This window comes from Streptomyces sp. NBC_00249, from assembly GCF_026342355.1.
Classification (GTDB): Bacteria; Actinomycetota; Actinomycetes; order Streptomycetales; family Streptomycetaceae; genus Streptomyces.
Window position 1 is genome coordinate 940,616 of the sequence record NZ_JAPEMV010000002.1, and the last position, 22,664, is coordinate 963,279.

Here is a 22,664-nt window from a genome sequence, read left to right on the forward strand (position 1 = left end):
GTAGATGTCAGTTAAAGGCCCGTTCATGAGTCGTTATCGGATCGTCGCGAACCGGACAGTGACCGATCGGTAACCGCACATGGGTCCAGCCCTTGTGTATCAAGGGCTGGACACCTTCGACGGCAGCTCCGCCGATGTCGTAAGGACCTTTGCCGGATCTTTTAGGAAACGGGGCTCGAACGCCGTCCGTCGAGCAGTGCGGCGGCCGTGAAGAACTCCACGCCGAAGCCGATCGCGGACTCGTCCACGTCGAAATCGCCCCGGTGCAGGTCCCGCTTGGCGGTGTCACCGGGCTTGCGGACCCCGAGCCGGGCCATCGCGCCGGGGACGTGCTCCAGGTACCAGGAGAAGTCCTCCCCGCCCAGGCTCTGCTCGGTGCCCTCGACCGACTCGGCCCCGCACCGGGCCGCCATCGCCTCGCGCAGCAGCTCGGTGACGACCGGGTCGTTCACGACCGGCGGCACCCCGCGCACGTGGTTGATCTCGAACTTGGCCCCGTGCATCGTGGCGACCTCGTCGATCGCCGCGTGGATCTGGTCGGGGGCCTCGTACCAGGCGTTGAGGTCGAGGCAGCGGATCGTCCCGGACAGTTCCGCGTGCATCGGGATGACGTTGCAGGCGTGCCCGGCCTCGATCCGGCCCCAGGTCACGGACATGCCCGAGCGGGCGTCCATCCGGCGGGTCAGCAGGGCCGGTACGTCGACGGCGACCCGGGCGGCGGCCGTCACCAGGTCGGTGGTCAGGTGCGGGCGGGCGGTGTGCCCGCCGGAGCCCGACAGGCTGACCTCCAGGCGGTCGCAGGCCGAGGTGATCGGGCCGGGCCGCAGACCGAGCCGCCCCGCGTCGACGCGCGGGTCGCAGTGCACCGCAATAATCTTGCCCACGCCGTCCAGCACCCCGGACTCGATGGCCTCGCTCGCCCCGCCCGGCAGCACCTCCTCGGCAGGCTGGAACAGCAGCCGCACCGGCCGGGGCAGCAGCCCCCGGCGGTCGAGGTCGGCGAGGACGAGTCCCGCGCCGAGGACCACGGCGGTGTGGACGTCGTGGCCGCAGGCGTGGGCGCGGTCGGGGAAGGTCGAACGGTAGGAGACGTGCGTCTTGGCGTCCGGGATGGGGAGGGCGTCGATGTCCGCGCGCAGGGCCAGCATGGGACGTACGCCGTCCCATGAGCCGACGTCACAGATCAGCCCCGTCCCCGACTTCAGCACCCGGGGGCGCAGGCCGGCTTTCTCCAGCCGGGCCTTGATCACCGCGGTGGTGCGGAACTCCTGGTGTCCTAGCTCGGGATGCATGTGCAAGTCCCGGCGGAAGGCGATCAGTTCGGCACGCAGGTGGTCCGGAAGCTTGCCGGGCAGCTCGGGCCGGTCGGGCTTGCCGGGCAGGGCGGTCAGGGACTCGCGGGACATCAACTGGTTCACCCGTTGAAGGGTAGGCGTACGAATGGGTCAACTGGCTGGAGATCACCAAAAGTTCATGCCGTTAGGGGAAAGAAACCCGGCCTCTGGACGCATGACCGTATGCGTCCGGGGGTACACTCGCGCGCTCATCCGGCCGCAGGGGCCGCCTGGGCGGGGAGTCTGCGCACATCGCGGGCCGTGTCCGTGACCCCGGCGAGGAAGCTGCGGGCGCGCGGGGAGGCGGCGGCCGTGAGCCACGCCGGGTCGATATCGCATACCGCCACGGTCACGCCAGTACCGGTCAGGGCGTAGGGCAGTGTGTGGACGACCGTGGACGGAAAGCTGACGATCGTACGGCCGATGGGTCCCCGACGGGCGATCAGCTCCAGCGGCAGGTCCGGGCGTACGATCTCCAGCCCCGTGGCCTCGCTGAGCGCGCGCAGCTTCTCCGGGGCCTCCCGGCGGTGCGCGAAGTACCGGGTCACGCCGTGCTCCCGGGTCAGGGCGCACACCGCCTCCAGGTAGCGGGCCGGATCGACCACGCCCGTCTCCACGAGGGAGGTGCCGACCAGGTCGGTGCCCTTGGTCAGGCGGGGCGGGCCGAAGCGGGAGCGGGTCCAGGCGAAGTCGTTGACCCGCAGCTCCGTACCGGGCAGCGGCTCGACGGGCATCGAGGTGAACAGCTCCACCCCGCGCCCGCCGCGCGGGGTCAGCCGGCGCCGGGCGGTGCCCGACACCGGGGCGTACACGAGCTCGCGCACCCGGGCCGCGGCCCCGCCGCCGGAGCGGTGCCAGCGGCGCAGCCGCTCGCCGCGGCCGAGCTGTGCGACGAACTCCATGGTGGCGGTCCCGTCGTCCACGACGACCAGCTCGGCGGCCCGCGCGGGGACCAGCAGCAGCTGCACGAAGCGGGAGAAGGGGTCACCGACCACGATCCGCTCGGCCCGGCGGACCGCGCCACCGAGCGCGGCGAGGGCCTTGAACGGGGCCCCGGAGCCGCCCCGGGCCTCCTGCCAGTGCACGGCGTGGCCCTCGTCGCGGGCGATCCCGGCGATCCGGCGCAGCTGGCCCCGGGACATCGGGTCGACGGGCGGCAGGACGACGATGCGCAGCCGGCCCGATGCCCCGGGGCCGGCGGGCGACCCGTCCCGGCCCGCGAGGGGGCCGGGCTGGGCCGGGACGGCGGTCAGCAGCGGCCCGCGCCCACGGTGGGCGTGCGCCCACTCCAGCACGTTCAGGAGCTGGACCGGACTCTCTACGAAGGCCAGGGTGGAGGCGGGAGGGTTCACCAGGTACTCCGCTCTTGGAGGAGGTTCAGACGGCGGCCGGGACCGGGCCCTGGACGCGGCGGAGCTTCTTCATGGGGCCGAGCTCGGACTCGTAGACGCGCTTGACGCCGTCGCCGAGGGCGGTCTCGATGGTGCGGATGTCGCGCACCAGGCGGGTGAGGCCGCCGGGCTCGACGGAGGCGGCCTGGTCGGAGCCCCACATGGCGCGGTCGAGGGTGATGTGCCGCTCGACGAAGGCGGCGCCGAGGGCGACGGCGGCCAGGGTGGTCTGCAGGCCCGTCTCGTGGCCGGAGTAGCCGATCGGGACGTTCGGGTACTCGTCCTGGAGGGTGTTGATCACCCGCAGGTTGAGCTCCTCGGCCTTGGCCGGGTAGGTGGAAGTGGCGTGGCAGAGCAGGATGTTGTCGCTGCCGAGCACCTCGACGGCGTGCCGGATCTGCTTCGGGGTGGACATGCCGGTGGACAGGACGACGGTGCGGCCGGTGGCGCGCAGGGCGCGCAGGAGTTCGTCGTCGGTGAGGGAGGCGGAGGCCACCTTGTGGGCGGGGACGTCGAACTTCTCCAGGAAGGCGACGGCCTCGGTGTCCCAGGGGGAGGCGAACCAGGCGATGCCGCGCTTGGCGCAGTGCTCGTCGATGGCGAGGTAGTCGGCCTCGCCGAACTCGACGCGGTGGCGGTAGTCGATGTACGTCATCCGGCCCCAGGGGGTGTCGCGCTCGATGTCCCACTGGTCGCGCGGGGTGCAGATCTCCGGGGTGCGCTTCTGGAACTTGACGGCGTCGCAGCCCGCTTCGGCGGCGGCGTCGATGAGGGCGAAGGCGGTGCCGAGGTCGCCGTTGTGGTTGATGCCGATCTCGCCGACCACGTAGACCGGGTGGCCGGGGCCGGCGGTCCGGGAACCGAAGGTGCGCAGGCGGGAGTTGGCGGTGGCGTCGACGCTCATGGCGGGAGGTGTCCTTCGTTCGGTGCGTGGGGTCTGGTCGAACAGGGGGGCGAGGAGGCGGGCGCGGGCCAGGTCGTGGGGGTCGTCGATCTCCAGGACCCGCGCCGGGTCGGCGGTGACGGGCAGGGTCCGCCCGAAGAAGCGGTGCCGGGCGCGGCGGAAGCCGGGGACGGCCATGGCGTAGGCGGCGCCGGTCTCCAGCAGTTCGGCGGGGCGGTCCTGGCGGCGGGGGCGGTACGAGGCCTCGTGGTTGACCCCGCTCCCGGAGCCGTCGGGTGCGGTGCGCCAGAGGAAGCCGTGGAAGGGGGCCGCCGTCAGGGCCGAGTCGGCGGCGCCCGAGGCCACGGCGGCGGCGACGGACTCGACGTCCGAGGGGGTCAGGAAGGGGCTGGTGCACTGGACCAGGAGGACCACGTCCACGGTGAGGGAGTGCAGTTCCTCGAAGGAGGCCAGGGCGTGCAGGACGGCGGCCTCGCTGCTCGCGGTGTCCCCGGAGAGCGCGGCGGGGCGGCGGATCACGTCGGCGCCGGCGGCGCGGGCGGCGGCCGCGACGGACTCGGAGTCGGTGGAGACCACCACGTCGGTGACGGTGGGCGCGGCCCGGCAGGCCCGCACGGCCCGCGCGACGAGCGGCACACCGCCGACGTCCGCCGTGTTCTTCCCGGGCACCCCTTTGGAGCCGCCCCGGGCGGGGATCACGGCCAGCACCCTTGCCCGGGCGGGCGGTACGGGATCGGGTGCGGTGGGATCGGGTGCGGCGGCGTCCCGCGCGGCGGGCCGGCGGGGGGTCACAGTTCGCCCAGGCGGCGGATCGCCGGGGCCACGCGCTGGACCCCGTGCCGGTAGGCGCCCCGGGCGGCTTCGCGCAGGTGGGCGCGGAGCCAGCGGCGGGCCGCCGACTCCCCCGCGCCCCGCCGGACGGCGCCGGGCAGCGGGGTCCCGTCGGGGGCGAGGTGCTGGCGGGCCAGGATGCCGGGGAGGTATCCGGGGGCGGTGGCGAGCGTGTAGTACGGGTCCACGGGCGGCAGCTGCCCGGCCGCGAGCAGCTCGTCGAGCCGCGCGCGGGCGGCGGCGTGGGCGTCGTGGGCGTCATGGGCGGCGTACGGGGGCGCGGCGGCGGGATCGCCCGGGGGCGTGGCCGTCGAGGCCGCGGGGGCGGTCCCCGCCGGGGGCCCGGGGCGTGGCGGGTGGGCGCCCCGGGAGGTGGGCGTCGCCGGCCGGACGCCCTGGGTGGCGAGCCAGCGGGGGGACGGGGTCGGGAGGTGGCCCGTGTCCAGGTGGTCCCAGGAGGTCAGGCAGCCGGAGCCGAGGAAGTGGTGGTTGCCGAGGGTCTCGCGGATGCCGAGGTCGGTCAGGACGGCGGTCGGGATGCCCCGGTGCAGGGATTCGAGGGCCGCCGTGGAGGAGACCGTGACCAGCAGGTCGGCGGTGTCCAGCACCTCGCCCATGTTCCCGTACACCAGGCGGCAGTTGGGCGGGAGCCCGCCGGGGAGGCGGTCGGCGAGGCGCTGGTAGGGGTGTTCCTCGAGGTGCGTGGTGTGTTCCCCGGGGCGGCTGCGCAGCTTGACCAGGACCTCCCGGTCCTGGTGCAGCCGCGCGTGCCCGGCGGCCCGCGCCAGCAGGTACGTACGGTCGGCGCGGCTTTCGGGCACCGAGGGCTGCACCGCGAAGACCACCCGGTGGGCCCGGCCGCCGGCGCTCTCGTACGGGGCTCCGTCCAGGAACGGCAGGGCGGTCTCGGTGACGGCGGCCGCCGCCGCGCCCACCCCCTCGTAGACGGCGCGGAAGCGCTCCGCGTCGTGGCGGGAGTTGGCGAGGACGAGGTCGGCCCCGTGTCTGAGGAGCAGCCCGTCGGCGAGTTTCTCGTAGACGACCCCGACGTAGCCGGTGACGAGGACGGGCCGGGCGGCGGGCTCGGGCCACAGGGCGCGGACCCCGTGCAGGACCGCCTGGACGGCGCCGCCGACGAGGGCGAGCACGACCACGTCGTACCGCTCGCGCCGCAGCTCGGCGAGGAAGTCGGCGCAGGTCACCTCCGTCGCCCCGCCGGCCCCGACCTCGCCGAGCTGGCGCGCGGTGGGGGTGGCCCGGCCGCGCAGCAGGTAGCCGGTGACCTGGTGCGGCCCGGTGTCGGGGGCGAGGCGGCGGGCGGTGAGGGCGCCCCATTTCCAACGCGTGTCGGAATCGGCGAGTACGGCGATACGGAGATCGGCTCGACTGCTGCTGAGTGGCACTGGCACCCGGCAGAAGCTATTCCGCATTTCCGGTGATCGGCCCAACGACCGCACAACGGAGGGTTAACAACCCGTCGACGAAATGCGAAAGCGTACGGGTTAACGCGCCCGCCCCGCGTCGTTCACATGGAATCCTCGTCCGGGCCATGGTGAATGAGTCGCCGCCGCCTAATCTCTCGCGGGTGCTCAAGCTCTCCGTCGTCGTGCCGTTCTACAACGTGCAGACATACGCACCCGATGCCCTGAAGAGTCTCGAACTCAACGCCCGCGAGGATTTCGAGTTCCTGCTCGTCGACGACCGTTCCACGGACGGGACGCCCGGGCTGCTGGAGCGCGCGGCCGCCGCGCTCCCCGGGGCGGTGCACCTCAGACGGGACCGCAACGGCGGGCTGGCCACCGCCCGCAACACCGGCCTCGACGCGGCGCGCGGGGAGTACATCGCCTTCCTGGACGGCGACGACTGGTTCGCGCCGGGCCACCTGGCCCGTACGCTGGCCGCCATCGAGGCCCTGAGCTGCGATTTCGTCCGCACCGACCATGTGCAGGTGACGGGCCGGACCCGGAGCGTGCAGCGTGTGCCGTACGGCCCGCAAGGGGTCGTGGGCGATCCGCGCGCCGGGATCCTGCCGGCCTCGCGGGCCACGGCGGTCGACTATCCGTACGCCTGGGCGGGGATGTACCACCGGCGGCTGCTGGACCGGGGGCTGCTGCACTTCACCGACGGTCTGCGGACGGCCGAGGACCGGCCGTGGATCTGGCGGCTGCACCGCGGGGCCGCGTCCTTCGCGGCGGTGGGAATGCCCGGGATCTTCTACCGGCGGGGGATTTCCACCTCGCTCACGCAGATCGGGGACGAGCGTCAGCTCGATTTCATTCGAGCATTTGATCAAGTAATCGAAGACACGTCCCGGGACCGGGAATCCGAACTCCTGCTCCCCAAGGCCGTCCGTACATATTGCGCGATCATCGCGCACCATATCGGCTCCATCGAAAGGTTCGAACCGGCCGTGGCGAAAAAACTCCGCGTCATGAGCGCGGCCGCGCTCGGGCGCATGCCCCGGCCCGTCCTCGAACAGGCCCTGGACTCGATGGACGCCGAACGCTCCGCGCTGCTGCGCAAACTGCGCCGCCGCACCCCCGCCGCCGGAGCCCCCGGAGCCCCCGGCCCCACCGGAGCCGCCGCGTGAGCACCGGACGCGTCACCCAGGTCTTCCTCGCCTCGACCCTCTACGGGACGGCCACCCTCGCCGCCGCCCTCGACGCGGGCGCCTTCCCGCCCGCCGGCCGCCGGATCCTGCTGACCAGCAACCACTCCCTCACCCCCGAGATCACCCCGGGCATCGAGGCCATGCCGGGCTTCGCCGCGCTGCGCACCCGCTTCGACGAGGTCCTCGACTGGAACGCGGTGACCGCCCCGCAGCACCCGAGCACCTGGGCCCCGCGCCCCGACGACGTCCCGATGTGGGAGCGGCAGCTGCGCGTCCTGTGGGGGCTGGGCGAGGACCGGGTCGAGCTGGTCGTGGAGTCCCTCCAGGTGCCGCCCGCGCAGAGCCTGTGCCAGCTGTTCCCGGGCGCCGCGATCGACGTGTACGCCGACGGACTGATGTCCTACGGCCCCACCCGCTTCCGGCTCGACCCGCAGATCGGCATGCGGGTGCGCCGGGTGCTCCACCTGGACCTGGTACCGGGTCTGGAGCCGCTGCTGCTGACCGAGTTCGGCGTACGCGCGGAACTGGTCCCGGCGCCGGACTTCCTGAAGGTGCTGGCCGAGCTGGCGGGCCTCCCCGACCAGCCCGCCTACGCGCCCGGCGAGCCGGGGACGGCCCCCGCCCTGCTGCTGGGGCAGTACCTGTCGGCGCTGGACCTGATGTCCGCCGTCCAGGAGGAGGAACTGCACGTCGCGATGGTGCGCGGGGCCGTCGGACGGGGCCACCGGGAGCTGGTGTTCAAACCGCACCCGTCCGCCCCCGCCGCGTACTGCCTGCGTGCGGAGGCCGAGGCGGAGCGGCTCGGGGCGCGGCTGACAGTGCTGCGCGAGCCGGTGCTCGCCGAGACCCTCTACCAGCGGCTGCGCCCGGCACTGGTCGTGGGCTGCTTCTCGACGGGGCTGCTGACCGCGCGGGCCCTGTACGGGATCCCGGTGGCGCGGACCGGGACGGCGGACATACTGGCCCGCCTGGCCCCGTACCAGAACAGCAACCGGATCCCGCTGACGCTGGTGGACGCGCTGGTCCCGGAGCTGGCGCGGGAGGAGGCGGCGCACGAGGACCCGGCCGACCTGCCCGGGCTGGTCACCGCCGTCGGCTTCTCGATGCAGCCCCGGATCCTCGCGGAGCGCCGGGCGGAGGCGGAGGGCTACCTGGTCCGGCACCTGACCGAGCGCACCTGGCGGTACTTCAAGCGCCGGCGGCTGACCACGCTGGGCCTGCCGGGCGGGATCCCCGCCCAGCTGTCGTTCCTGCCGCGCAGCCCGGCCGTGCGCCGGGTGGTGCACCGGCTGCGGAGGGGCCTGCGCCGGGTCAGTTAGGCCGTCTCTCGGCCGACGGCCGGGGTCAGCTGACGGCGAGCTTCGCCGCGAAGCCCAGGAAGATCACGCCCGCCGCCGAGGTGGCCCCCGCCGCGAGGCGCTTGCGGCGGCGGAAGGCGGCCGACAGCCGGGTGCCGGTGAATATCAGGGTGGACAGGTACAGGAAGCTGACCAGCTGGGAGACGGTGCCCAGCAGCAGGAAGGACAGCGCCGGGTAGGAGTAGTCGGGGTCCACGAACTGCACGAAGAAGGACAGCAGGAAGAGGATCGCCTTCGGGTTGAGCAGGCTCACCACCAGCGCCCGCCGGAACGGCCGCTCGGCGGTGCCCGCCGGCTCCTCCCCGGCCGGGGCCTCCTCGTGGCGGGACCCGCGCCCGCGCCACATCGTCCAGGCACCGCGCAGCATGCCCACGGCCAGCCAGCCCAGGTATCCGGCGCCGAGCACCTTGACCACGGTGAACAGCAGCGGGCTCGTCTGGAGCAGGGCTCCCGCGCCGACGGCGGCCAGCACCATCAGCACGGTGTCTCCCGTGAACACCCCGGAGGCCGCCTTGTAGCCCTCCTTCACCCCGCGCCGGGAGGCCACGGAGAGCACGTAGAGGGAGTTCGGCCCGGGCAGCAGCACGATCAGCGCCACGGCAGCGAGATAAGTCGGAAGATCTGTCACACCCAGCATGGGCAGGAGTGTCCCACAGGGTCACTCCTGTCACGCCAGTGATTTTCGTCCCGCCGGGCCCTCCCGGGCTGGTAGAACGTCCCCTCGACTGCCTCTGGTCACAGAGACGCAACATCTCGGGTCCGGCCGCAACTCTCCATGGCTCTCAGGCATCACCTAGATACACGACGTTGAATTCGGGGGATACGCCATGCAGCGCCAGAGAGTCATCATCCGCACCTTGGGCCTGGCGACGGCCGTCGCGCTGGCCGCGACCGCCTGCGGGCCGCAGAAGTCCGGTGCCGGGGCGGTCGCTCCGTCCGCCGCGTCACCCAGCGCTCCGGCCTCGGCCTCCCCCTCCTCCGACGGCAAGCCGGGCGAGTCCTCGCCCGCGCCGTCCCCCTCGCAGCCGCAGTCCCCTTCGGCGTCCGCATCGGCCCCGGCTTCCCCCGGCGTCAAGCCGATCATGGCGAACGGCGACGAGAGCGACCAGATCCGCGACCTCCAGGCCCGGCTGCGCCAGCTCAAGCTGATGTCGACGGCCCCGACCGGCTTCTACGGGTCGAAGACCACCTCGGCGGTGAAGACCTTCCAGTCGCAGCACGGGCTGCCCGGCACGGGCTCCGTGGACGAGGCCACCTGGCAGAAGGTGCAGGGCCTCAGCAAGCAGCCGACGGAGGAGGAGCTGCGTCCGCCGACCACCAACGAGGTGGACGCCCCGGACCCGCGCTGCATGCAGGGCCGCGTCATGTGCATCAGCAAGGAGAGCCGCACCCTCGCCTGGATGATCGACGGCAAGGTCGTCTCCACGATGGACGTGCGCTTCGGCTCGGAGAACACCCCGACCCGCGAGGGCGAGTTCAAGGTGGGCTGGAAGGCCAAGGAGTGGACGTCGACGATCTACCACACGTCGATGCCGTACTCGATGTTCTTCAGCGACGGCCAGGCGGTGCACTACTCGTCGGACTTCGCGGCCCGCGGCTACGCGGGTGCCTCGCACGGCTGCGTGAACGTCCGGGACAAGGGGAAGCTGTCGGCGCTGTTCGACCAGGTGCAGGTCGGCGACAAGGTGGTCGTCTACTGGTGATCCACCGGTAGGACGTTGAGGGCGCGGGCAGGGCCGGGGGAACGTGCCCCGCCCGCGCCGGTTGCGCAGAGCCCAGGGGTACGGGGGGAACCCCGGCTCATGCGCGGCCGATGACCAGTCGGCTCGATATGTACTGCGCCGCCGGTTCGAAAAGTGTTACTGGCTCCGCACGGGCATGTTTCCGGGGACCTGCCGGAGCGTCCCGGCCCGGTGCCTAGGGCCCGTCAGCGGGTGCGGAAGCCGAGCCCGCCGCTCTGGGTGACCGGCGACGGGCTGATGACGGCGCTGCCCTGGTCGGCGGATCCGCCCTGCGGGGCGGTGCCCCGGGGGCTGCCGTCGAGCTGGGTGTCGCAGAAGCGGGAGACCTTCGCGAGGGCGCCCGCGAGTTTGACGAGGCGTTCGCGGCGGGAGTCGGTGATCTTGCCCGACTTGTAGTCCCGGCACAGCTCGGCCGGTCTGGCCTGGGCGTCCTTGTCCTTCTCCTGCTGCTGGTCCTGGTCCTTGCCGCCGGTGATGCCCTGGCGGTCGATGGACTTGTCCCGGCTGCCGTCCGTACCCGCGGTCGCGGGCGGCGCCTCCGACACGGAGGCGGCCCCCGACCCCGTGCCGGGAGTGATGCGGATCTCCTCGCCCGGGATCCGCGACGCCCCGGTGCCCGACGGGGCGAACGCCTCCGGACTGCCACTGGCGCCGCCCCCGTACTGGGGGGTGAGGAGCGGCTGCGGGATCAGGGTGGGGCCGGCGGTGTCCCCGGCGGGGGGCTGGTCCGTGTCGGCGCTGACCGAGACGGCCGGAGCGGGACCGGCCGTGTGGTGGGCGCCGCGGTCGAGGAGTCCGCTGCCGGCGACGGCGGCGAACCCGCCGACCGCGACCCCGGCCAGGGCGGCGGCCAGCCCGAACCGTACGGGCGTGCTGCTCCGCCGCTGCGCGGGGATCCGTACGGGCGGTACCGGGGCCAGGTCGATCAGGGGTTCGTGCGCGCGGGCGTCGCCGGCGGGCAGGTCGCGCGTCGGCGCGGGGCCGCGGGCGGCACGGAACGCGGCCAGGGCGGCGGCTTCGCCGGGCAGTTCCCCTCCGGCGTGCCGGGGCGGGGCCAGGGCGTCCAGGGCGGCACGCAGACGGGCGGCCTCGGCCCGGGCCCGGCGGTCGTCGCCCTGTGCGGGGCCGGCCGTCTCTCCGCGCAGCAGGCGGTCCGCCGCGGCGCCGTCCAGCCACCCCTTGTGCTCGTCGGCCATCACATGTCCTTCTGCGTCCGCCAACGTGAATGCGTCACACCGGTTCGTTCCACGAGCTCCGCGGCCCTGGCGCGCTGCGCCGGTACGCCGTCGAGGTCGCCCTCCCGCGTCTGGCCAACGGCATTATGGCCGACCCTCGCGCGGGAATCCGCTTCGTTTCCCGTCCCGTGACCGCCGGCCTCGGCGGCGAGCAGTTCGGCGAGCTTCTTCAGTCCGCGGTGCGCGGCGGTGCGGACGGCGCCGGGACGCTTGCCGAGGGTCTCGGCGGCGCTCTTGGCGTCGAGGCCGACGACGACGCGCAGGACGACGGCCTCGGCCTGGTCCTGCGGGAGCTGGGCTATGAGCGCCATGGTGCGGCCGGTGGAGAGGGCCTCCATGGCCTCGCCGGCGGTGTCGCAGTCGGCGGCGCGCCCGGTGAGCTCGGTCTCGTCGCCGCCGATGGCGGGGCGGCGGCCGCGCATGCGGATGTGGTCGAGGGCCCGGTTGCGGGCGATGCGGGCGGCCCAGCCGCGGAAGCGGTCGGCGTCGCCGGTGAAGGAGTCGAGGTCGCGGGCGATCTGCAGCCAGGCCTCGGAGGTCACGTCTTCCGCGTCGCCGTCACCGACGAGCGTCCGGACATATCCGAGCAGGCGCGGGTGCACGGCGCGGTACACAGTCCGGAACGCACTCTCGTCGCCGTCCTGTGCCGCGAGCACCGCGGCGGTCAGCTCCGCGTCGTCCCCCAGCAAAGTCCCCAACCCGTTCGACGTCCTGTACGTGTGGCGCAAATCCGCACGTTACGGCTTTCACGTACCTCTCGTCCACGAGTTGTACAACCAGCAACCAACCCTGCGCGGAGCGAGGTGTGACACAAAACGCACCCGAGGCGCTGACAGGAGTACGGGCTTGTCGCACGAGTCCGTGACGGATGGCGACCGGGGCCTCTCCTGTGGGGGGTGGCGGCCTCGGTCGCCCTCCCCTCTTCTGCCGGGTCCTACGCGTCCCCCGTCATCCTTTCGGCTCACTTCCGGGTGAAATCCTCACACGGGTACGGCACACGGTGTCGGAGATCGCTAGCGTGGCGGTACACCCGCGCCGCGCCCCGAGGAGACCTCCGCTGTCCAGCCCCCTTCCGGCACAGGTCCGCGGCCCGGCCTCCACCCCCGCCTCCGGGCTGACGCGGCTGAACTCCCTGCCGTACGAGAGCGCCCGCGCCGCCCTGCTGCACTGCTGCGGCAGCCGCCGCTGGGCCCACCGGCTGGCCGCCCACCGCCCCTACCCCGACACCCCGTCGCTGCTGGCCGCGGCGGACGAGGCCGCGTACGACCTCTCCCAGGCCGACCTGACGGAGGCCCTGGCCGGGGAGTCCTCGGCGGAGCTGGGGCACGGCGCCCCGTACGCCGCGCTCCTCGCCCTCGACGCGGCGCGCGCGGAGTACGAGCGGACCTTCGGGCACGCCTTCGTGATCTGCCTGGACGGCCACCCGCCGGAGGAGCAGGTGGACCAGCTGCTGGCGGCGATCCGCCGCAGGATGGCTCACGAGGTGGACGAGGAGCGCTCGATCTCGGCGGACGAACTGCGGCTGGTGGCCCGGTCCCGGCTGGTCCGGCTGCTGGACACGCTGGCCGGTCTGGGCGGCGTAGGGCCCGATGGGGGGCCGTCCGGGGCCGATTTCGGGCTATTCGCCCCTGTGGGATAGTCCGTCCGTGCCTGTTTGATCACACCGATGGACCCGGCGCAAGGGAACCGACAAAGCGTCGCTACGATGTCCGGGGCCGGAGGACCGTACCCGGCCGGGCCCGACCGACAAAGAAGCCGGCTGGCCCCCGCCCCGCTTCCGGAGGGTTTTCCGTGCCGGCTGGAACGTTGTACCGCGGCCGGGAAGGAATGTGGTCCTGGGTGGCTCATCGAGTCACCGGCGTCCTCATTTTCTTCTTCCTGTTCGTACACGTCCTCGACACCGCTCTCGTCCGCGTCTCCCCTGAGGCGTACGACGATGTCGTGGCTACCTACAAGACTCCGATCGTCGCGCTGCTGGAGTACGGCCTCGTCGCCGCCATCCTGTTCCACGCGCTCAACGGTCTCCGTGTCATCGCCGTGGACTTCTGGTCCAAGGGCCCGCGCTACCAGAAGCAGATGCTCTGGTCCGTCGTCGGCGTCTGGGTCGTGCTGATGGCCGGGGCCGTGTACCCCGTGCTGCACCACGCCTACCTCGAACTGTTCGGGAAGTGACACGCATGTCCTCTGACACTTCTTTCGAAAAGGGCATCGGTGACGTGGAGGGCGTGTCCCTCTACGACGTCGACAACCCGGCGCCGTACATCGAGGCCCCGCGCAAGCGGACCGGCAAGACGCCCCGCTCGACCCGCGGGAACTTCGAGATGGTCGCGTGGCTCTTCATGCGCCTCTCGGGCATCGTGCTCGTCGTCCTCGTCATCGGCCACCTGCTGATCCAGCTGGTGCTGGACGGCGGCGTCTCCAAGATCGGCTTCGCCTTCGTGGCCGGCCGCTGGGCGTCCCCGTTCTGGCAGGTCTGGGACCTGCTGATGCTGTGGCTGGCCATGCTGCACGGCGCGAACGGTCTGCGTACCGTCATCAACGACTACGCGGAGCGCGCCAACACGCGGCTGTGGCTGAAGGGCCTGCTCTACACCGCCACGGTGTTCACCATCCTTCTGGGCACGCTGGTGATCTTCACCTTCGACCCGAACATCCGCTAGGCAACGGGGCTGAGGCGAACCAAATGAAGATCCACAAGTACGACACCGTGATCGTCGGCGCCGGTGGCGCGGGCATGCGCGCCGCCATCGAGTCGACGAAGCGCAGCCGCACCGCCGTGCTGACGAAGCTCTACCCCACCCGCTCCCACACGGGCGCCGCGCAGGGCGGCATGGCCGCCGCGCTCGCCAACGTGGAAGAGGACAACTGGGAGTGGCACACCTTCGACACGGTCAAGGGCGGTGACTACCTGGTCGACCAGGACGCCGCCGAGATCCTGGCGAAGGAGGCCATCGACGCGGTCCTCGACCTCGAGAAGATGGGCCTGCCGTTCAACCGCACCCCGGACGGCACCATCGACCAGCGCCGCTTCGGCGGCCACTCCCGCAACCACGGCGAGGCCCCGGTCCGCCGGTCCTGCTACGCCGCGGACCGCACCGGCCACATGATCCTCCAGACGCTGTACCAGAACTGCGTCAAGGAGGGCGTGGAGTTCTTCAACGAGTTCTACGTCCTGGACCAGCTCCTGGTCGAGGTGGACGGCGTCAAGAAGTCGGCCGGCGTGGTCGCGTACGAGCTCGCCACCGGCGAGATCCACGTGTTCCAGGCGAAGTCCGTCATCTACGCCTCCGGCGGCACCGGCAAGTTCTTCAAGGTGACCTCCAACGCGCACACCCTCACGGGTGACGGCCAGGCGGCCTGCTACCGCCGCGGCCTGCCGCTCGAGGACATGGAGTTCTTCCAGTTCCACCCGACGGGCATCTGGCGCATGGGCATCCTGCTGACGGAGGGCGCCCGCGGTGAGGGCGGCATCCTCCGCAACAAGGACGGCGAGCGCTTCATGGAGAAGTACGCGCCGGTCATGAAGGACCTCGCGTCCCGTGACGTCGTCTCGCGCTCCATCTACACCGAGATCCGTGAGGGCCGCGGCTGCGGTCCCGCCGGTGACCACGTGTACCTGGACCTGACGCACCTGCCGCCGGAGCAGCTCGACGCGAAGCTCCCGGACATCACCGAGTTCGCGCGCACCTACCTGGGCATCGAGCCGTACACGGACCCGATCCCGATCCAGCCCACCGCGCACTACGCCATGGGCGGCATCCCGACCAACGTCGAGGGTGAGGTCCTCATGGACAACACCACCGTCGTCCCGGGCCTGTACGCGGCCGGCGAGGTCGCCTGCGTGTCGGTGCACGGCGCGAACCGCCTGGGCACCAACTCGCTGCTCGACATCAACGTCTTCGGCAAGCGCTCCGGCATCGCCGCCGCGAAGTACGCGCACGAGAACGACTACGTCGAGCTGCCGGAGAACCCGGCGCAGCAGGTGATCGACCTGGTCGAGCAGCTGCGCGACTCCACGGGCAACGAGCGGGTCGCCGACCTGCGTCTGGAGCTCCAGGAGACGATGGACGCGAACGTGATGGTCTTCCGTACGGAGCAGACCATCAAGACCGCCGTCGAGAAGATCGCGGAACTGCGCGCGCGCTACAAGAACGTGTCCGTCCAGGACAAGGGCAAGCGCTTCAACACGGACCTGCTGGAAGCCATCGAGCTGGGCAACCTGCTCGACCTGGCCGAGGTCATGGCCGTGTCCGCGCTCGCGCGCAAGGAGTCGCGCGGTGGTCACTACCGCGAGGACTACCCCAACCGCGACGACGTCAACTTCATGCGCCACACCATGGCGTACCGCGAGGTGGACGGCAACGGCACGGACTCGGTCCGGCTCGACTACAAGCCCGTCGTCGTCACCCGCTACCAGCCGATGGAGCGTAAGTACTGATGGCCACCCCCACCCTGGACAAGATGGAGGCGGCGGCCGCCGCCTCGCCGTTCATCACGGTGACCTTCCGGATCCGCCGGTTCAACCCGGAGGTCTCGGAGGAGTCGACCTGGCAGGACTTCCAGGTCGAGATCGACCCGAAGGAGCGCGTGCTCGACGGTCTCCACAAGATCAAGTGGGACCTCGACGGCACGCTGACCTTCCGCCGCTCCTGCGCGCACGGCATCTGCGGCTCCGACGCGATGCGGATCAACGGCAAGAACAGGCTCGCCTGCAAGACGCTGATCAAGGACATCAACCCGGAGAAGCCGATCACCGTCGAGGCCATCAAGGGCCTCACGGTGATGAAGGACCTTGTCGTCGACATGGAGCCCTTCTTCCAGGCGTACCGCGACGTCATGCCGTTCCTGGTCACCAAGGGCAACGAGCCGACGCGTGAGCGCCTGCAGTCCGCCGAGGACCGCGAGCGCTTCGACGACACCACCAAGTGCATCCTGTGCGCCGCGTGCACGTCCTCGTGCCCGGTGTTCTGGAACGACGGCCAGTACTTCGGCCCGGCGGCGATCGTCAACGCGCACCGCTTCATCTTCGACTCGCGCGACGAGGCCGGCGAGCAGCGGCTGGAGATCCTGAACGACAAGGACGGCGTGTGGCGCTGCCGCACGACCTTCAACTGCACCGACGCGTGCCCCCGTGGCATCGAGGTCACGAAGGCCATCCAGGAAGTCAAGCGCGCACTGATCACCCGCCGCTTCTGACCTTCCTGACGCCTCTCTCGCACGGCTCGGCCCTGACGGGCCTCCCCGGCTTCGAGAGGCTGCGCCGGACTCCGTCCGGCGGTCTCGGCTGAGGCCGCCGGACCACCGAAGGCCCCGTACCCGGACACGTTCCGGGGCGGGGCCTTCGGCGTGCTCGCTCTCAGACGGTCTGCTCGATGTGCTCGAAGATATCGGCGTCCGTCTGCTGCTGCCACTCCGGCAGCGCGTCCCAATCGGCCACGTAGCCGGGCTTCGGATCGTCGATGTGCTTGTGGATCTGCGCGGTCCAGCACAGCGCGACGAACCGGCCCTTCTGCTCGCGGCTGAGCTTGTCGGTCCGGCCTCCGCTCACCCGGACGAAATCGCGCACCTGGCCGTACACGGCCGCAGCGGATTCCCGTTCCCACTCCGGAGTTTCGTCCCAGGACGCGATATAGCCCGGCTTTGGCTCACCCGGGTAGTGCTTCTTCACGCCGGCGATCCACGCTTCGCGGAAGGTCCGGCCGTTCTCGACGGTCGTCACGTGATGCTCCTTCATCAGGGGGCGCCGATGTGCTGGGCAAATCGACGCAGGCCCGGGATATCGCCGTTGAGGGTCAGCAGCTCGCTGGCGATGGCACGGACCTTCGGGCGGCGCACCTCCTCCGGCGCGTACTTCTCCATCGCCCGCAGCGCGGAAAATGCGCGCCCCGGCTCGCCTTCGTCCTTGAATACCCGGCAGACGTCCATCATCATCCGGGCCCGGCGCTCCGCGTTCGGCAGCCGCAGCGGATCAACCTGGGACGCGTACCTGAGGGCCTCGCCACCCTCGCCGAGGGCATGGTGGACGCTGATCCGGAAAAGCCTCGTGTGGTCGGGACTGAACACGCCCGGGATGTAGAGCTTCCTGGTCTCGGTCTCCTTCCGGGACGCGGTTTCCTCGGCCTCGCCCAGGAACCCCAGGGCCTGGCCTTTCCAGCCTGCCTGGGCCGAACTGTAGGACGCGGTGAGAAGGAGCACGCCGCGCATGGCCAGGTGATCCGGAGAACGCTCGTCCAGGTTCGAGACAGCGGCCTGGAGTTGGTCCACAGACGCCTCGTACTCACCGGCCCGGCGCATCGAGATGGCCATGGAATGCGCGGCCTCACCCATGATCACCGGGTTCCCCGACATACGGGCATGGGTGCGTGCCCGGTCTGCGGCGATCCAGGCGTACTGCTGATGATTCTTGATCGCCAACTGGGCCAGCAGGACGTGCGCGCGTGCCGTGACGTCATGAGCACCCGAGGCAGAAGCAGCCGAAATGAGGCGAGGCAGGTTCTTCCCGAGCCTCACGTACTGCGCCTCATGAAAGAGATCCCTGGCCTGGGCGAGCCCGGTGACCAGGGCTTCCCGTGAGACTGGCTGTGCTTCGGGGAGATGGAAGATGGAGCGCTCGACCAGGGCGCGGGAATCCCCCTCCGCGAACGCCGGCGAAGGGAGCGCGACGGACAGCCCTGCTCCCAGCCCCAGGGCCAGCATTCGGCGTCTGTGCAGCACGTCATTTCCTCCAAGCCCCACGTCTTCACCGGACAGCCCAAGGAGATCACAGCAGGCGCCGAGCGTGTCGTCATCTGGGCGGACCTTGTTGCTCTCCACTCTCGACACCCATGACGCGGAGTATCCGACGGCCTTGCCGACGGCCCCCTGCGACATCCTCCTGGCATTCCGAGCTTGCCGCAGCACTTCCCCCAGCGAATCGCCCATGCACAGAGTGTGCCGATCCGCGCACAGGCTTTGCAGGCCCTTCGTCAGACATAGTCCGAACGGGCCCGGCCGCGTTGACTGTTCATCACGCCGCCCCCGCTGGGCGGTTGGTCCCGCTGCGTCCCTCCGATGACAGGAGCGAAGAAGTTCATGCACCGCACCGAGACGGAGCCGGAGGACGCGACGTGATCAGTGCTCCCCGCCCCGCCGCGCACCAGAAACTCCCGCCGTGGCTGCAAGAAGGCGCCCGGGTCTTCGACCCCGGCCGGGAACGGGAGGCCATCGTCCAGTTCATCGGCGACTACGAGGACCCGGCCACACGCCGCTTCATGAAGAACGCCGTCTTCCTGCGACCCGAAGGCGGCGGCCGGGAATGGATCGTCGCCCCGGAGGCCCTCCGCCCGGCAGACGCCCGCTGACCCCCACAGACTCCCGCCTCGTGTTCCTACGGCCCGGGGCGGGTCACGACCTCCGGCCGGAGTCCCCGGCGGGAGAACTCAACCAGATCCAGGAGGAATCATCATGAGCGAGAAGAACGAGACAGCGGCCACCGAGACCAACGTCAAGCAGGCGGACACCATCCGTGACAACGTCGCCGCTTTCCGGGGCGAGGACAACGTCTCGATGATGGGCGGCTGGACCGACGCGGCCCCCGCCGCCGAGTAGCCTCCGCCGCGCGCACCTGTCCCATGGCGTGCCCCGGGCGAGCGCAATTCGTCCGGGGCACGTTTCCAGCCTCTCATCGAACAGGAGCATTCCGTGCGCTTCCTCAACGTGCACCACGCCCGCGAGACGATCGGCCGCCTGGCCCATGCCCTGGACGGTGGACACCCCTCGCCCGACGACCTGCCCGCGGCCTACCGCCGCAGCATCGCCGGCATGCGGCCTATCGCGCCGCCGGCCGCCGGTATCCGTCTGTCCTTCAAGAACGACCCGTGGGGCCGCAACCTGGTCGGTAACAAGACCTTCGAGAACATCTTCGAGGGTCTGACCCCCACCCCCGAAGACCAGCGCGTCCAGTGGGGCCGCGACTTCAAACGCGCCGTCGTCTACACACGTGACCTGGTACCGGACCTCGGCGCCCTGGTGGACCTGGTCGTCACAGACGCCGTCCTGTTCAGCTCGGCCAACAAGGGCGGCGGCTCCTCCTCTCACCTGCCCGGCCTGATCAGCATGAGCCCCGGCGACGACTGGACCGTCCACGACTTCGCCGATTCCCTCGTACACGAGGCGGTCCACCTGAACGTGTTCCTCGCGGACATGGCCTACCGCCTCTACACCCGGCCCACGAAGGAGCTCGGGGCCGACGGGTACCAGGTCGTATCAGCGGTGAAGTTCGGGCAGATGCGCCCGCTCGACAAGGCGTTCCATTCCGCTGTGGTGGCCCCGCCTCTGATGTTCATGCAGGCCAAGCGCGGGGAGACGGAGCTGGTCGACAAGTTCCGCGCCTCGCTGCGTGAGTGCACTGACGGCCTTCTGAACAAGATCGAGTACTTCACTCCGTACGGGCAGCTCCTCGTCCAGGAACTGCGAGCGTTCACCGACGACTACGACATGGACCGCGTCGCCGAGTCGATCTCCGGCCAGGACTTCGCGCACTGGGACCTGGCCGGCGCGGCCTGACGGCTACAGCTCCAGGCTGATCCCGGCGTCCCGTGCAAGGGCCAGGGCCAGGTCCAGCGCCCCCGGCCCCTGCACGGCGGCGCCCCTCATGTGTGCGGCACCGCCCACGTCCGTGAGTGTGCAGTCCTCGAACCGCACACGCTGGATCTGGACGTTGCCGAACTGGGCGCCGGTCAGGTCGCACGACCTGAACAGCACGTCGCGCAGCTCGGCGAACTGGAAGTCGGACTGCGACAGATTGCAGCCCTCGAACAGGACGGCCTTGAACTTGGAGTGCCTCCACAGCGACATGTCCGCCCGGGTGCTCTCGAACCTCACGTCGTTGAAGTGCGATTTCGACCAGGAGGCACCGGTCAGCCGACTGGCGGCGACCTCGGCGCGCACCAGTGAGGTGTCCTGGGCCCGCAGCGTCGCGAAATCGCAGGTCTGGAAGACGGTGTCGGAGAACACGACCTGTCGCAGGCCCGCCCCCGTGAACCGTACGCCTTCGAACCGGGACTGCTCGACCTCCACCAGCTCGACCGCGTGGCCGGCGAGCACGTCACCGCTGTACTCCACCCCCCGGATCATCGCGTCCTCCACGAGGGCGTCATCAGGATGCCGGGCAGGACGGAGAGATGCCGGGAGACGCGACTTCTGGGGGTTCCTCGGGCGCACTGCGGTCACGGAGGGCATGGCGCCGGAGCCTAGCAGCGGGAACACGCCCTCGAACCGGAGTCCACCCCCATCGGGTGAGCCGACACCCCGACCGTCCCGATGCCTCTGCGGGCGAGCCCGCACCCGGTCCGTGTTCCGGGGGCGGGGCCTTCGGCGTGTCCTAGACCGGGCTCCAGCGCTGGGAGGCCTCGCCGGCGCACCGCGATGTGTTCAGGCCGCCCGCCATGGGGAGGTCGAGGCAGCCGCCGCCGAGGTCGGAGCGGAGGCTGCCGTCGGGGCCGGTGCGCCAGATCCGGCCGATGTCCTGGGCGCAGTCGCCGACGAAGACGGCCTGGCCGAGGCCGTTGGAGTACAGGCACGCGCCGGACTGCTCGTTGACCAGCTTGAAGCTGCCGTCGCCCCGGCCGCGTACGGTCCAGCGGGCGGAGCCGTCCGAGCAGGAGCCGTGGTCGGAGGAGCCGTAGACCTGGGTGATGCAGTCGCCGTTGTCGCCGTTGCGGTAGCGGTGGGTGCCGGAGGCGGGGGGCGGCGGGGCCGGGGCGGGCGGCGGGGCGGCCGTGGTCTTGCCGCCGCCGGAGCCGGTGGAGGTGGAGGTGGAGGGGCCGCCGGAGCCGCCGCCGTTGCCGGTCGCCGGGCCCGGGTTCGGGCCCGGGGCGGGGGTGTTGCCGGGGCCGCCGGACGCCGCCGGGGGCTGGGGCGTGGCCGAGGCGGCCTGGGCCGGGTCACCGCTCGGGGAGGCCGAGGGGGACGGCGTACCGGACGGGCCGGCGGAGGAGGGGGCCTGGGCCGGTGCCGACGGGTTGGCGGGCGCCGAGACCGAGGCGGGCGGGGAGCCGGCCGGTCCCGCCTGGGGTGAGCCGGTGTGCGGCAGGTACTGGATGGCCAGGGTGGTGCCGCCCGCGACCACGACGACGGGGAACACGGCGAGCAGGACGCGGGTGCGGCGGCGTTCGGGGCGCCGCTTCGGCTGCTCCGTACGCGGCTCGGCCACCACCGGCTCGGGCGCGGGGACCGCCTCCGGCTCCGGCTTCGTGCCCGCGAGCGGGAGGGTCGGTACGTCGACGTCCTGGACGTCCGCCGCGAAGGCGGCCCGCTCGAACAACCGCCCGCTGATGGCGTCCGGCCACAGCGGGGTGGTGAACGGCCCGCGCCGGGAGGCCCGTTCGAGGAGCTGGGCGGCGGTGGGGCGGTCCTCGGGGTCCTTGGCGAGGCAGGTCCCGACGAGCTCGGCGAGGTCCGCGTCCAGCTCGCGCAGGGGCTCCAGATCCGGTTCCTCGTGGACGATGCGGTACAGCACGCCGTGCCCCGACTCGTCGCCGAACGGCGGCTGCCCGGACGCCGCGTACGCGAGCACCGAGCCCAGCGCGAACACGTCGGTGGCGCCGCTCTGGCCCTTCTTGCCCGAGGCCTGTTCGGGCGCCATGTAGGCGGGGGTGCCGACGACCATGCCGGTGCGGGTCAGCTGGCTCTGCTCGGCGGCCCGGGCGATGCCGAAGTCGATGAGGGTGAGCCCGTCCGAGGTCAGCATGACGTTGGACGGCTTGAGGTCCCGGTGCACCATGTCCAGCGCGTGCACCTGCGCCAGGCCCGCCGCGGCCTCCTTGAGCAGCAGCCACAGGGCCCGCGCGGGCAGCGGGCCGCCGTGCAGGTCGACGGCCTCCCGCAGGGTGATCCCGGGGACGTAGGCGGTGGCGAACCACGGGGGCCGCGCGGTGCGGTCGCTGGCCAGCAGCGGGGTGGTGGCGCCGGCGGGCAGCCGGGCGAGGTTGTCCAGCTCGTGCCCGAAGCGGCGTACGAAGTCCGCGTCCTCGCCGACGACGGAGGAGAGCAACTGCTTGACGGCGACGTACCGGCCGTCCTGGACCCCTAGGTACACCCGGCCCATTCCGCCGGCCCCGAGACGTCCCGCCAGCGGTATCGGACCGATCCGGCGCGGATCGTCCGCCTCCAGCGGCTCCGCCCCGCTCCCCGTCAGCTCTAACACGTCAGCCCCGTCAGTATTGGAATCAGTTTCCGGAAATCTACCCGACGCCCGTGCGGGGCCAACGGCCCGCGGC

Annotated in this window: 22 protein-coding genes and 1 pseudogene; 11 read left to right on the forward strand and 12 right to left on the reverse strand. The window is 71.5% G+C overall.

Annotation, left to right across the window (positions count from 1 at the left end):
• Positions 1 to 161 precede the first annotated feature (161 nt).
• The 5 genes and pseudogenes from OOK31_RS13135 to OOK31_RS13155 form a co-directional block, all read right to left on the reverse strand.
• The gene (locus tag OOK31_RS13135; RefSeq protein ID WP_267012874.1) at positions 162 to 1,406 is read right to left on the reverse strand and encodes an amidohydrolase; all 1,245 of its coding nucleotides are present in this window, start codon (positions 1,404 to 1,406) and stop codon (positions 162 to 164) included.
• 137 nt (positions 1,407 to 1,543) lie between these two features.
• On the reverse strand, positions 1,544 to 2,686 hold the full coding sequence (locus tag OOK31_RS13140) for a hypothetical protein (protein ID WP_267012627.1): 1,143 nt from the start codon (positions 2,684 to 2,686) through the stop codon (positions 1,544 to 1,546).
• Positions 2,687 to 2,711: 25 nt separating this feature from the next.
• Positions 2,712 to 3,629 (reverse strand): N-acetylneuraminate synthase family protein, encoded by a 918-nt coding sequence (locus OOK31_RS13145; protein ID WP_267012875.1) that lies wholly within the window; start codon positions 3,627 to 3,629, stop codon positions 2,712 to 2,714.
• 324 nt (positions 3,630 to 3,953) lie between these two features.
• Positions 3,954 to 4,421, reverse strand: a pseudogene (locus OOK31_RS13150) (NTP transferase domain-containing protein); the annotation flags it as partial.
• A complete protein-coding gene (locus OOK31_RS13155; protein WP_267012628.1) occupies positions 4,418 to 5,890 on the reverse strand; it encodes a DUF6716 putative glycosyltransferase in 1,473 nt (490 codons plus the stop codon). The gene OOK31_RS13155 and the pseudogene OOK31_RS13150, both read right to left, overlap by 4 nt.
• Positions 5,891 to 6,045: 155 nt before the next feature.
• On the opposite strand from OOK31_RS13155, the gene OOK31_RS13160 reads away from it, so the two are divergent.
• A complete protein-coding gene (locus OOK31_RS13160) occupies positions 6,046 to 7,050 on the forward strand; it encodes a glycosyltransferase family 2 protein (protein ID WP_267012629.1) in 1,005 nt (334 codons plus the stop codon).
• Complete coding sequence (locus tag OOK31_RS13165; RefSeq protein WP_267012630.1) at positions 7,047 to 8,390, forward strand: polysialyltransferase family glycosyltransferase; 1,344 nt, start codon at positions 7,047 to 7,049, stop codon at positions 8,388 to 8,390. Before OOK31_RS13160 ends, OOK31_RS13165 begins: the two co-directional genes overlap by 4 nt.
• A 25-nt stretch (positions 8,391 to 8,415) precedes the next feature.
• Here the strand turns inward: OOK31_RS13165 and leuE are convergent, their stop codons facing one another.
• Positions 8,416 to 9,066 (reverse strand): leucine efflux protein LeuE, encoded by a 651-nt coding sequence (leuE, locus tag OOK31_RS13170; RefSeq protein ID WP_267012631.1) that lies wholly within the window; start codon positions 9,064 to 9,066, stop codon positions 8,416 to 8,418.
• A gap of 190 nt (positions 9,067 to 9,256) precedes the next feature.
• Here leuE and OOK31_RS13175 point away from each other — a divergent pair, with 190 nt between their 5' ends.
• The gene (locus OOK31_RS13175; RefSeq protein ID WP_267012632.1) at positions 9,257 to 10,132 is read left to right on the forward strand and encodes a L,D-transpeptidase family protein; all 876 of its coding nucleotides are present in this window, start codon (positions 9,257 to 9,259) and stop codon (positions 10,130 to 10,132) included.
• A gap of 224 nt (positions 10,133 to 10,356) precedes the next feature.
• Here the strand turns inward: OOK31_RS13175 and OOK31_RS13180 are convergent, their stop codons facing one another.
• Positions 10,357 to 11,367, reverse strand: coding sequence for a hypothetical protein (locus tag OOK31_RS13180; RefSeq protein ID WP_267012633.1), 1,011 nt, complete (start codon positions 11,365 to 11,367; stop codon positions 10,357 to 10,359).
• Positions 11,367 to 12,095 (reverse strand): RNA polymerase sigma factor, encoded by a 729-nt coding sequence (locus tag OOK31_RS13185; RefSeq protein ID WP_267012876.1) that lies wholly within the window; start codon positions 12,093 to 12,095, stop codon positions 11,367 to 11,369. The genes OOK31_RS13180 and OOK31_RS13185 overlap by 1 nt, the downstream gene beginning before the upstream one ends.
• A gap of 329 nt (positions 12,096 to 12,424) precedes the next feature.
• Between OOK31_RS13185 and OOK31_RS13190 the strand changes: the two genes are divergently transcribed.
• The 5 genes from OOK31_RS13190 (at position 12,425) to OOK31_RS13210 (ending at position 16,602) form a co-directional block, all read left to right on the forward strand.
• Positions 12,425 to 13,045: a 2-oxo-4-hydroxy-4-carboxy-5-ureidoimidazoline decarboxylase gene (locus OOK31_RS13190; protein ID WP_267012634.1), complete on the forward strand. Its 621-nt coding sequence runs from the start codon at positions 12,425 to 12,427 to the stop codon at positions 13,043 to 13,045.
• A 152-nt stretch (positions 13,046 to 13,197) separates the two neighbouring features.
• Positions 13,198 to 13,578: a succinate dehydrogenase, cytochrome b556 subunit gene (sdhC, locus tag OOK31_RS13195; protein WP_267012635.1), complete on the forward strand. Its 381-nt coding sequence runs from the start codon at positions 13,198 to 13,200 to the stop codon at positions 13,576 to 13,578.
• A gap of 5 nt (positions 13,579 to 13,583) precedes the next feature.
• The gene (locus tag OOK31_RS13200) at positions 13,584 to 14,066 is read left to right on the forward strand and encodes a succinate dehydrogenase hydrophobic membrane anchor subunit (protein WP_267012636.1); all 483 of its coding nucleotides are present in this window, start codon (positions 13,584 to 13,586) and stop codon (positions 14,064 to 14,066) included.
• Positions 14,067 to 14,089: 23 nt separating this feature from the next.
• A complete protein-coding gene (gene sdhA, locus OOK31_RS13205) occupies positions 14,090 to 15,844 on the forward strand; it encodes a succinate dehydrogenase flavoprotein subunit (RefSeq protein WP_267012637.1) in 1,755 nt (584 codons plus the stop codon).
• Positions 15,844 to 16,602, forward strand: a complete 759-nt coding sequence (locus OOK31_RS13210; protein ID WP_267012638.1) for a succinate dehydrogenase iron-sulfur subunit — start codon at positions 15,844 to 15,846, stop codon at positions 16,600 to 16,602. The genes sdhA and OOK31_RS13210 overlap by 1 nt, the downstream gene beginning before the upstream one ends.
• A 160-nt stretch (positions 16,603 to 16,762) precedes the next feature.
• Here OOK31_RS13210 and OOK31_RS13215 read toward each other — a convergent pair whose 3' ends face one another.
• Positions 16,763 to 17,140 (reverse strand): hypothetical protein, encoded by a 378-nt coding sequence (locus OOK31_RS13215; RefSeq protein WP_267012639.1) that lies wholly within the window; start codon positions 17,138 to 17,140, stop codon positions 16,763 to 16,765.
• On the reverse strand, positions 17,140 to 18,327 hold the full coding sequence (locus tag OOK31_RS13220) for a helix-turn-helix transcriptional regulator (protein WP_267012640.1): 1,188 nt from the start codon (positions 18,325 to 18,327) through the stop codon (positions 17,140 to 17,142). The genes OOK31_RS13215 and OOK31_RS13220 overlap by 1 nt, the downstream gene beginning before the upstream one ends.
• Before the next feature lie 185 nt (positions 18,328 to 18,512).
• Here OOK31_RS13220 and OOK31_RS13225 point away from each other — a divergent pair, with 185 nt between their 5' ends.
• The 3 genes from OOK31_RS13225 (at position 18,513) to OOK31_RS13235 (ending at position 19,950) form a co-directional block, all read left to right on the forward strand.
• Entirely contained in the window at positions 18,513 to 18,746 is a 234-nt protein-coding gene (locus OOK31_RS13225; protein ID WP_267012641.1) for a hypothetical protein, read from the forward strand.
• Between the two features lie 103 nt (positions 18,747 to 18,849).
• Positions 18,850 to 18,993 (forward strand): hypothetical protein, encoded by a 144-nt coding sequence (locus OOK31_RS13230; RefSeq protein ID WP_267012642.1) that lies wholly within the window; start codon positions 18,850 to 18,852, stop codon positions 18,991 to 18,993.
• A gap of 93 nt (positions 18,994 to 19,086) precedes the next feature.
• Complete coding sequence (locus OOK31_RS13235) at positions 19,087 to 19,950, forward strand: HEXXH motif-containing putative peptide modification protein (RefSeq protein WP_267012643.1); 864 nt, start codon at positions 19,087 to 19,089, stop codon at positions 19,948 to 19,950.
• A 3-nt stretch (positions 19,951 to 19,953) separates the two neighbouring features.
• Here OOK31_RS13235 and OOK31_RS13240 read toward each other — a convergent pair whose 3' ends face one another.
• Complete coding sequence (locus OOK31_RS13240) at positions 19,954 to 20,520, reverse strand: pentapeptide repeat-containing protein (RefSeq protein WP_267012644.1); 567 nt, start codon at positions 20,518 to 20,520, stop codon at positions 19,954 to 19,956.
• Positions 20,521 to 20,767: 247 nt separating this feature from the next.
• Positions 20,768 to 22,591 carry a protein kinase gene (locus OOK31_RS13245; protein WP_267012645.1) on the reverse strand — a complete coding sequence of 608 codons (1,824 nt, stop codon included), beginning with the start codon at positions 22,589 to 22,591 and terminating at the stop codon, positions 20,768 to 20,770.
• Positions 22,592 to 22,664 lie beyond the last annotated feature (73 nt).

Bases quoted from the DNA above. Each gene is read 5' to 3' on its own strand.
- OOK31_RS13135 (WP_267012874.1), bottom strand. From the start codon at position 1,406: ATGTCCCGCGAGTCCCTGACCGCCCTGCCCGGCAAGCCCGACCGGCCC.
- OOK31_RS13145 (WP_267012875.1), bottom strand. From the start codon at position 3,629: ATGAGCGTCGACGCCACCGCCAACTCCCGCCTGCGCACCTTCGGTTCC.
- OOK31_RS13155 (WP_267012628.1), bottom strand. From the start codon at position 5,890: ATGCGGAATAGCTTCTGCCGGGTGCCAGTGCCACTCAGCAGCAGTCGA.
- leuE (WP_267012631.1), bottom strand. From the start codon at position 9,066: ATGCTGGGTGTGACAGATCTTCCGACTTATCTCGCTGCCGTGGCGCTG.
- OOK31_RS13175 (WP_267012632.1), top strand. From the start codon at position 9,257: ATGCAGCGCCAGAGAGTCATCATCCGCACCTTGGGCCTGGCGACGGCC.
- OOK31_RS13180 (WP_267012633.1), bottom strand. From the start codon at position 11,367: ATGGCCGACGAGCACAAGGGGTGGCTGGACGGCGCCGCGGCGGACCGC.
- OOK31_RS13200 (WP_267012636.1), top strand. From the start codon at position 13,584: ATGTCCTCTGACACTTCTTTCGAAAAGGGCATCGGTGACGTGGAGGGC.
- sdhA (WP_267012637.1), top strand. From the start codon at position 14,090: ATGAAGATCCACAAGTACGACACCGTGATCGTCGGCGCCGGTGGCGCG.
- OOK31_RS13210 (WP_267012638.1), top strand. From the start codon at position 15,844: ATGGCCACCCCCACCCTGGACAAGATGGAGGCGGCGGCCGCCGCCTCG.
- OOK31_RS13215 (WP_267012639.1), bottom strand. From the start codon at position 17,140: ATGAAGGAGCATCACGTGACGACCGTCGAGAACGGCCGGACCTTCCGC.
- OOK31_RS13220 (WP_267012640.1), bottom strand. From the start codon at position 18,327: ATGGGCGATTCGCTGGGGGAAGTGCTGCGGCAAGCTCGGAATGCCAGG.
- OOK31_RS13230 (WP_267012642.1), top strand. From the start codon at position 18,850: ATGAGCGAGAAGAACGAGACAGCGGCCACCGAGACCAACGTCAAGCAG.
- OOK31_RS13240 (WP_267012644.1), bottom strand. From the start codon at position 20,520: ATGATCCGGGGGGTGGAGTACAGCGGTGACGTGCTCGCCGGCCACGCG.